This is a genomic window from Pumilibacter intestinalis (assembly GCF_943193005.1).
Lineage (GTDB): Bacteria > Bacillota > Clostridia > Christensenellales > Pumilibacteraceae > Pumilibacter > Pumilibacter intestinalis.
Window position 1 is genome coordinate 1 of sequence record NZ_CALPCH010000043.1, and the last position, 1,668, is coordinate 1,668.

At 33.0% G+C, this 1,668-nt stretch carries 4 protein-coding genes; 1 reads left to right on the forward strand and 3 read right to left on the reverse strand.

The genetic code is table 11. The features are described 5' to 3' along the window. A partial coding sequence (locus NFR55_RS10415; protein WP_251548840.1) for a hypothetical protein occupies window positions 1-287 on the forward strand: 287 nt, incomplete at its 5' end. Here the strand turns inward: NFR55_RS10415 and NFR55_RS10610 are convergent. From NFR55_RS10610 to NFR55_RS10425, 3 genes are all read right to left on the reverse strand, one after another. Further along, on the reverse strand, window positions 170-496 hold the full coding sequence (locus NFR55_RS10610) for a type II toxin-antitoxin system RelE/ParE family toxin (RefSeq protein ID WP_420851548.1): 327 nt from the start codon (window positions 494-496) through the stop codon (window positions 170-172). The genes NFR55_RS10415 and NFR55_RS10610 overlap by 118 nt on opposite strands. Continuing rightward, on the reverse strand, window positions 493-783 hold the full coding sequence (locus NFR55_RS10420) for a type II toxin-antitoxin system Phd/YefM family antitoxin (RefSeq protein WP_251548842.1): 291 nt from the start codon (window positions 781-783) through the stop codon (window positions 493-495). The genes NFR55_RS10610 and NFR55_RS10420 overlap by 4 nt, the downstream gene beginning before the upstream one ends. Window positions 784-1,179: 396 nt before the next feature. Continuing rightward, window positions 1,180-1,458: a helix-turn-helix domain-containing protein gene (locus NFR55_RS10425; protein WP_251548844.1), complete on the reverse strand. Its 279-nt coding sequence runs from the start codon at window positions 1,456-1,458 to the stop codon at window positions 1,180-1,182. Between the last annotated feature and the right edge of the window lie 210 nt (window positions 1,459-1,668).

Consider the following 1,668-nt stretch of genomic DNA (forward strand, 5'->3'; position numbering starts at 1 on the left):
CAAAGAAAAAAGCGGTCGAAATTGACCGCCTTGGTGCGCCATCAGAGGCTCGAACTCTGGACACCCTGATTAAGAGTTACCGCCGAAAAACGCATGATTTTAACAAACAATTTTCTAAGGTGTCGCGCGCGCGATTATTAAAACCGCCCTTTCGAGCGGCTTTTTTTGTTTATTTAACTTTGTGGTCGTCTTCCGATATCCGTGTTTCGTATTCCATAGCCCCGTTCAAAATTCTTAAAATATGTATTGTTTGGTTTTCGGCATGGTATTTGAAAAAAGCTAAATAATCATTTATTACAATAAACTTTATTTTTCTTTGTATTAAGAACTCTTTCCCTTGGTCGGTTCCCGTATTCGGGAAATCAACAAGTCTTTCGATATCCGATTTTATATGTTCGGTAAAGTTAATTGCTTCGGCAATATTATCAGAAGCAATATAATCGAAAATATTGTTTAAGTCGCTTTTCGCTTTTGGCGAGTATATTAATTTAATCATAGATTTTCCGTTTTCCTCAAACGCTCAATCTTTTGGTTAAGCTCTCCGAAAACTTCCTCATGCGTAAAGCAATTGCCAGCGTTAATTTCAGCTTCGGCTTCGTCTAAAAGCAAAGCCAACTTTTGCTCCTCTTGAGATTGTTCATAAAGTTCTATCGGCAATATAACGCTATCGCCTTTGCCGTTCACAGTCAAAAATACAGGCTGTCTTTTTTGACGGCAAAATTTCATAATACCGGTGTAATTATTTCTAAGTTCGGAAGACGGTCTAATATTAGGCATTTTCATAACCTCCAAATTTATTATATCAACATATTATCATAATATTGCTATTTTGTCAAGAGGGTTACGAAACTCTATTTTGAAAAAATTTGATTATAATATTTTTTCCAATTTGCGTTATAATTTACTTGGCAAAATACATAATCGGTTAATGTAAAGTGATTTTCGTATAACACTTTTATTGTTCCACAGTTTCTACAATGCATAAGTAACGCATCTTGCTCTGTATTTCTATTGTGAAACTGCGATATTGTTATATAGGTGTAATTCTTGCAAGAACATTTATTGTAATAAAATTTTGAAAGTACGGGGGCTTGTTGTACAATATTACTTCCTAAATGTTTTGTAATATCTTCTTGAGCTTGTTCTAATGATTGATATGTTAAAACCATAAGATATTCCTTAAAATTTTATTGTTCCGGAATTGCAGGTGATATTCATGTTATTAAAACTATTTATATAAGTTTTCTGCCCTGCTTCATCTTCAAGTCCGAGAATATAGTCTGTCGATACTTGAAAGAGCTTTGCTATTTTTATAAGTAATTCCAAACTGGGTTGTCTTGTATTAGTTTCTATTTGTGAAAATGTATTTTGAGCAATATTAAGCATTTCCGCTATTTGTTTTTGGGATAGTTGTAACTCATTCCTTAAATCTTTTATTTTGTTTCCAATATCTATCATAGAGATAATTATAAATCATTTTAATATATTTTGCTTGACATATCTCTATGGGAGATATATAATGTTTTTAATCTCTGTTAGAGATATTTTGTCAAATATGCATACATAATTTGGAGGCAACACAATGATACCAATAGATATAGGCAAGTTTCAGTTTTTATCGCATGGTGTAGACATAAAACGGTGCGGGGACGAAAGTGTGCGGTTAGT

Excerpts from the sequence above, each read along its gene's own strand:
- NFR55_RS10610 (WP_420851548.1), bottom strand. The coding sequence starts at position 496 with ATGATTAAATTAATATACTCGCCAAAAGCGAAAAGCGACTTAAACAAT.
- NFR55_RS10420 (WP_251548842.1), bottom strand. The coding sequence starts at position 783 with ATGAAAATGCCTAATATTAGACCGTCTTCCGAACTTAGAAATAATTAC.
- NFR55_RS10425 (WP_251548844.1), bottom strand. The coding sequence starts at position 1,458 with ATGATAGATATTGGAAACAAAATAAAAGATTTAAGGAATGAGTTACAA.